5 protein-coding genes are annotated in these 6,292 nt (G+C 50.2%); all 5 read left to right on the forward strand.

Annotated elements, in window-relative coordinates:
• The first annotated feature begins 148 nt into the window (after nucleotides 1–148).
• Nucleotides 149–1,123: a biotin--[acetyl-CoA-carboxylase] ligase gene (locus ACY69O_RS03170; protein WP_462332022.1), complete on the forward strand. Its 975-nt coding sequence runs from the start codon at nucleotides 149–151 to the stop codon at nucleotides 1,121–1,123.
• Nucleotides 1,124–1,168: 45 nt separating this feature from the next.
• Nucleotides 1,169–1,951: a type III pantothenate kinase gene (locus ACY69O_RS03175; protein ID WP_462332023.1), complete on the forward strand. Its 783-nt coding sequence runs from the start codon at nucleotides 1,169–1,171 to the stop codon at nucleotides 1,949–1,951.
• The gene (dusB, locus tag ACY69O_RS03180) at nucleotides 1,948–2,937 is read left to right on the forward strand and encodes a tRNA dihydrouridine synthase DusB (protein ID WP_462332024.1); all 990 of its coding nucleotides are present in this window, start codon (nucleotides 1,948–1,950) and stop codon (nucleotides 2,935–2,937) included. The genes ACY69O_RS03175 and dusB overlap by 4 nt, the downstream gene beginning before the upstream one ends.
• Nucleotides 2,934–4,367: an aminopeptidase gene (locus ACY69O_RS03185; RefSeq protein WP_462332025.1), complete on the forward strand. Its 1,434-nt coding sequence runs from the start codon at nucleotides 2,934–2,936 to the stop codon at nucleotides 4,365–4,367. Before dusB ends, ACY69O_RS03185 begins: the two co-directional genes overlap by 4 nt.
• A 134-nt stretch (nucleotides 4,368–4,501) precedes the next feature.
• A complete protein-coding gene (locus ACY69O_RS03190) occupies nucleotides 4,502–5,668 on the forward strand; it encodes a cation diffusion facilitator family transporter (protein WP_462332026.1) in 1,167 nt (388 codons plus the stop codon).
• Nucleotides 5,669–6,292: the final 624 nt, after the last annotated feature.

Genomic DNA, 6,292 nt, shown 5'->3' on the forward strand with positions numbered 1-6,292 from the left:
AAAATGAAATGGAAAATCGCAGGAACGCACCGCGCCCCTGCGATTTCTTTTTCTTGATTCTGAGCCGTCTTTGTTCTATTATATAGAGGTTGAAGTTTAACCGTTAAACTTCAGCCTAAACGAACCTATTTGCAGGAGGAGATGCCTTATGAAAGGAAAAATCCTGGAGCTGTTAAGGAACGCGGGTGATGACTATTTATCCGGAGAGGAAATAGCGCAGAAGCTCGGAGTTTCGAGAACGGCTGTGTGGAAGCATATTCAGGCCTTGAAAGAGGACGGATACGAGATAGTGAGCCATTCACACAGCGGATATTCCCTGAAGGAGTCCCCCGACCTTTTGCTGGCGGAGGAAATAAGACCGCTTCTGCATACGAAAATCATAGGAAAGAAAATCGTTCACTTTGATTCAACAACTTCGTCCAATGAAGAGGCGAAAAAGCTTGCACTGCAGGGCGCTCCCGACGGTACGGTTATCGTTGCCGAGGAGCAGACAGGCGGAAAGGGACGCCTCTCCAGAGGCTGGTTCTCGCCTAAGCATAAGGGAATCTGGTTCTCTATGCTGCTGCGTCCGACATTTCTTCCGCAGGAAGCACCGAAATGTACGCTTATGACTGCGGTGGCGCTTACCCGTGCCATAAGAAAGTTCGGCGTAAACGTTGGCATCAAATGGCCAAACGATATACTCTATAACGGCAAAAAGCTGGACGGAACCCTGACGGAGATGAATGCGGAAATGGAGCGAATCCATCACGTCATCATCGGCACGGGACTCAACGTCAACATAATGCCTGAGGACTTCCCGGAGGAGCTTCGGGATATCGGTATCTCCCTGCAGACAATCAAGGGAGAAAAGCTTGCCCGTGTGCCGCTTTTTGCGGAGATTCTGAACGCCATGGACGAGCTGTACTGCGAAGTGCTTGAGCACGGTTTCGCGAAGGTTCTGGACGAATGGAGAAAATACTCAGTGACTCTCGGACAGGAAATCAACGTCATCGGAGTCAAGGAGACATACGCGGGAATCGCGGCGGACATTGACGAGGACGGAGCATTGCTCGTCGATACGCCAAAAGGAAGAACACGAGTACTGGCAGGAGATGTTTCAATCCGCCCGCGAAAAAAATAAATCAAACACGAAAAATCCCTGCATCTGCAGGAATGGAGGAAAATTATGCTTTTAGTATTTGATATCGGCAACAGTAACATTGTGCTCGGTACCTACGAAGGAAAGAAGCTTGTTCGCCATTGGCGTATATCTACAGACCGTCAGAAAACAGGTGATGAGTACGGTATGCTCATCAACAACCTGTTCCGCTTTCAGGGAATCCGCATGACGGATATCGAGGCAATCATCATTTCCTCGGTTGTTCCGCCACTGGTGGTACCTCTGGTAAAGATGTGCGAGCGCTACTTCCGCATTCACCCGCTGGTGGTAGGCCCCGGCATCAAGACGGGCATTCGTCTGAAATATGAAAATCCCCGTGAAATCGGTGCCGACCGTATCGTAAACTCCGTTGGTGCTTACGACCAGTACGGCGGCCCGCTTATCGTTGTGGATATCGGTACCGCAACCACCTTTGACGTTGTTGCGGAAAACGGAGATTATCTGGGCGGTGTTATCGCTCCGGGTATCGGCATCTCCTCGGAGGCGCTCTTCCAGCGTGCCGCGCAGCTGCCCCGTGTTGCACTCGTAACACCGAAAACAGTTGTATGCCGCAACACCATTTCCGCAATGCAGTCCGGAGTTATCTTCGGATTTGTAGGTCAGATAGATGAGATTGTACGCCGTATAAAGGCAGAAATGAAAATGGAGATGCGCGTAATCGCTACAGGCGGTCTCGCACGCATGATTTCCCGCGAGTCGCAGACTATCGACAAGGTCGATAACTTCCTTACACTTACGGGTCTGCGTGTGCTGTATGAACGTAATCTTCCGGAGCCAAAGAAAGAATGAAGATAGGTAATTTAGATTTTCCGGTGCCTGTGTTTTTGGCACCTATGGCGGGGGTGACTGATACCCCGTACTGTGTGCTTGCCCGCGAGATGGGCTGCGCAATGGTTTACTCAGAGATGGTCAGCGTCCTGGGAATAAACTTCAGAAACGAAAATACATGCAATATGCTGAAAACTGTACCCGAGGAGCGTCCTTTGGCAATGCAGCTCTTCGGGGCAGAGCCGGGGCCCGTGGCGAAAGCCGCGGCCTACGTGGAGGAGCTGGGCTGTGCTGATGTTATTGACTTCAACATGGGCTGCCCCGCACCGAAGATAGTAAAGAACCGTGCAGGCTCGGCGCTCCTTCTTGACCCCGAGCGGGCGCAGGCAATCCTCACTGAAATGAGGAAGGCAGTAAAAATGCCTGTCACCGTCAAAATGCGTATAGGCTTTGACGACAAGCATATCAACGCTATCGAAATGGCAAAACGCGCTGAAGCGGCAGGAGTTGACGCCATGGCCGTTCACGGACGCACACGGGAGCAGTATTACAAAGGCCACTCGGACTGGGATATGATTGCCAAGGTAAAGGAAGCAGTCTCAATCCCCGTCATAGCAAACGGCGACGTCCGCACCACGGACGACCTGGCCCGTATATTCCGTCAGACGAAATGCGACGGTGTCATGATAGGCAGGGCAGCCCAGGGCAACCCGTGGATATTCAGGACATTCCACGAATTTTTGACAACAGGGACAGTACCGCCGCCACCTACTATAGAAGAACGCGGCGCGCTCATAATGCGCCATCTGGATATGCTGGTAGAGTGGAAGGGCGACTATATAGGCTCACGTGAAATGCGAAAGCACGCTACATGGTACACAAAGGGCATGAAGGGCGGAGCTTCGCTTCGGGAAGCATTTAACAAAGCTGAAACGCGTGAGGACTTTTCGCGTATCGTTCATGAAATGATTGCTCGCGGAGAAGAGCAGAAAGAAGGGCTGGCATGAAAAAGGCAAAGGAAGTCAAAAAAACAGAAACGAAAGAGCAGAAAGAAACAAAAGAAAAAAAATCCGTATGGCTCTCTTATACGGACAAGGATAAAAAAGAACTGGAAAAGCTCAGCAAGGGCTATATTGATTTTCTTTCCACCTGCAAAACGGAGCGCGAGAGCGTAGCCGAGGCCATTCGTCAGGCGGAAAATGCAGGATACAAAGAGCTTCGCGAAGCCACGAAGGGCGGCAAAAAGCTCCACGCAGGGGACAAAGTCTATGTCTGCGGCATGGGAAAGACCATCGCTCTTTTCAATCTCGGACAGGCGCCTCTTGACCAGGGACTTTCCATTCTCGGCGCTCATGTAGATACCTGCCGTCTCGACCTGAAACAGAATCCGCTCTATGAGGACTCGGGCCTTGCGTATCTCAACACCCATTACTACGGCGGTATCAAAAAATATCAGTGGGTTGCTCTGCCCCTTGCCATTCACGGCGTCGTTGTCAAAAAGAACGGCACGAAGGTGGATATCGTAATCGGTGAAAACGAAGACGAGCCAGCATTCTGCGTAACAGACCTGCTCATTCATCTCGCGCAGGAGCAGCTCACGAAAAAAGCAGACAAGGTCATTGAGGGTGAAAACCTGGATATCCTCGTCGGCTCCCTGCCTCTTGAGGGAGAGGAAAAGGATGCTGTCAAAGCAGGCGTCCTCGCTATCCTGAAAGAAAAATACGACATTGAGGAAGACGATTTTATTTCCGCAGAGCTTACAATGGTTCCTGCAGGCCGTGCAAGAGAGCTGGGCTTTGATAAGAGTCTTATCCTCGCCTACGGACAGGACGACCGTGTCTGCGCGTACACGTCCCTCTACGCTATGCTCGAAATGAAGGACGTGGAAAAGACAGCAGTATGTCTTCTCGTAGATAAAGAAGAAATAGGAAGCGTGGGTGCTACGGGCATGCAGTCCCGTTTCTTCGAGAATGCTCTCGCCGAGGTCATGAACGCTATCGGACAGTACAGCGACCTTACAATGCGCCGCTGCCTTGCAAACTCGAAAATGCTTTCCTCTGACGTCAGCTCCGGCTATGACCCGCTCTACGCCAGCGCTTTTGACAAAAAGAACGTGGCTTATCTCGGCGGTGGAATGGTCTTCAACAAATACACAGGCTCCCGTGGAAAATCCGGGTCTAACGATGCTAACGCTGAATATCTCGGAGAGCTTCGCGGAATCATGGACAAGCATAATGTCCGCTTCCAGACGGCGGAGCTTGGCAAGGTAGACCTTGGCGGCGGCGGAACAATCGCCTATATCATGTCCCTCTACGGCATGCAGGTCATTGACAGCGGCGTTGCCGTCGTATCCATGCACGCTCCGTGGGAGGTTACAAGCAAGATTGACCTCTATGAAGTCATGAAGGGCTATAAAGCATTCCTCAAAGAAGCTTGACAAAAATATCACCACAGTTATATAATCATTCAAATAGAAAAATCATGTGCCTTCCCTGCATAGCAGGGGAGGCATTTGTACTTTATGTCGTGCGTTGTCATTGACTTTCATTATCAGAAAGAGGAGAATTATTTATGGATGCTATTGTAGAAAGACTGCTTCCACTGCAGGAAAATATGAATGACCCCGGTGCGCGGGAAAAATGCGGTATGCGTGTCAGCGTACTGGGAATCATGGCAAACCTTCTGCTGTGCGCGGCAAAGCTTGCTATCGGTTTTTTGAGCGGTTCTATTTCCGTAATTGCTGACGGCTTGAACAACCTCTCCGATGCGGGCTCGGGTGTTGCCATGCTTTTCGGATTCCGTATGGCTGCACGTCCTGCAGACCCCGAGCATCCCTTCGGGCACGGACGCGTGGAATATCTCAGCGGACTTTTCCTTGCCGTAGTCATTATGATTGTCGGCTTCGAGCTTTTGAAATCCTCCGTTGAGAAAATCATCACTCCTGAGGCAATTACGGTAGATGCCGTTACGGCAGGAGTGCTTGCGCTCTCCATTGCAGGAAAGCTCATTCTCTCGGAATTTTATTTCAGCGCGGGACGTCGGCTCAACTCCGCAACCATTCACGCTGCGGGAGTAGACAGCCGTTCCGACTGCCTTACAACAGCTGTCGTTTTGGCGAGCGTTATCGTATATGAAACCGTAGGAGTCAATATTGACGGTATCGCCGGCGCACTTGTGTCTCTCTTTGTCCTCTACAGCGGATGGGAAGCTGCAAACGGAACTATCCAGCCCCTTCTCGGTGAAGCACCTGACCCGGAGCTTTGTACGGGCATAAAATGCATGACCCTTGCAACGCCGTCAATCGTGGGCGTTCACGACCTCATCGTGCATAACTACGGCCCCGGCCGCGTATTTGCGTCCCTTCACGCAGAGGTACCTCACACCATGAACATCATGGAGGCCCATGAAATTATTGACGATTTGGAGCAGCGTATCGCCGAGAAATATCATCTGAACGTCACGGTTCACATGGACCCCATTGTGGTAGATGACCCCGAGACAAACGCACTTAGGCTTTTCGTGACGAATGTGCTGCAGGCGGTTGAAACGGGACTTACCATGCATGATTTCCGTATGGTGACACTTACGGAAGGACGCAGAAGACTGCTTTTTGATGTGGTAGTGCCGCATAATACGCATCTTTCGGATGAAGAGATAAGAGAGGTAATCAAGCAGCAGCTTGCTACGTCGCATCCGGGAGTAGAAGTGGATATACATTTTGATCATCAATATTGTTGAAAAAATGCTCTCTCTTTTGTGAGAGAGCATTTTTGTATGCATTTGTTGAACATGTTTAACGGAATCGTTTAAGTTAATGAAAACTTCTGAAGGGGTTTCACCCCTTCAAGGACTAGAGCTTTAGGAAATATTTTGCAAAACAATCTCATCAAAAAAGCTATCGTTTCAACTGCATAATATTATCATACATTTTTTCTGAAGGGACGTTGTCCCTTCAAAACCCTACAAGGAGGTCTTGCCTCCTTGACCTCCGCTTAACGCCCTTCGGGCTACTTTTGCTTCAGCCGCGTGGGAACTCAAGTATATTTTGCTGCAATACTGCCGACCGCGTCCAACTGTATTGGTTGAGCCAACCTAAGCACTAATGTATGTCAAAAATATTTAACGATATCATTAAAGCTAACGTAAATAGGAATAAACGGATTCCCCGACGCGGGAGGCACTATCTATCGTTTTGCCACAAAATGTCCTCGCGGATTATTTAGCCCGCAGGGCGTTGGCAAGGTCAAGGGGCGGCTGCGAGCCCCTTGTGGGGAAGTGCGAAGGGGCAAAGCCCCGTCGCGACCGGTATTGATGTAAATAAAAAAAGCACCCGTAAGGGTGCTTTTTTTATTTCACAATCTG

The organism is Schwartzia sp. (in: firmicutes), assembly GCF_978017985.1.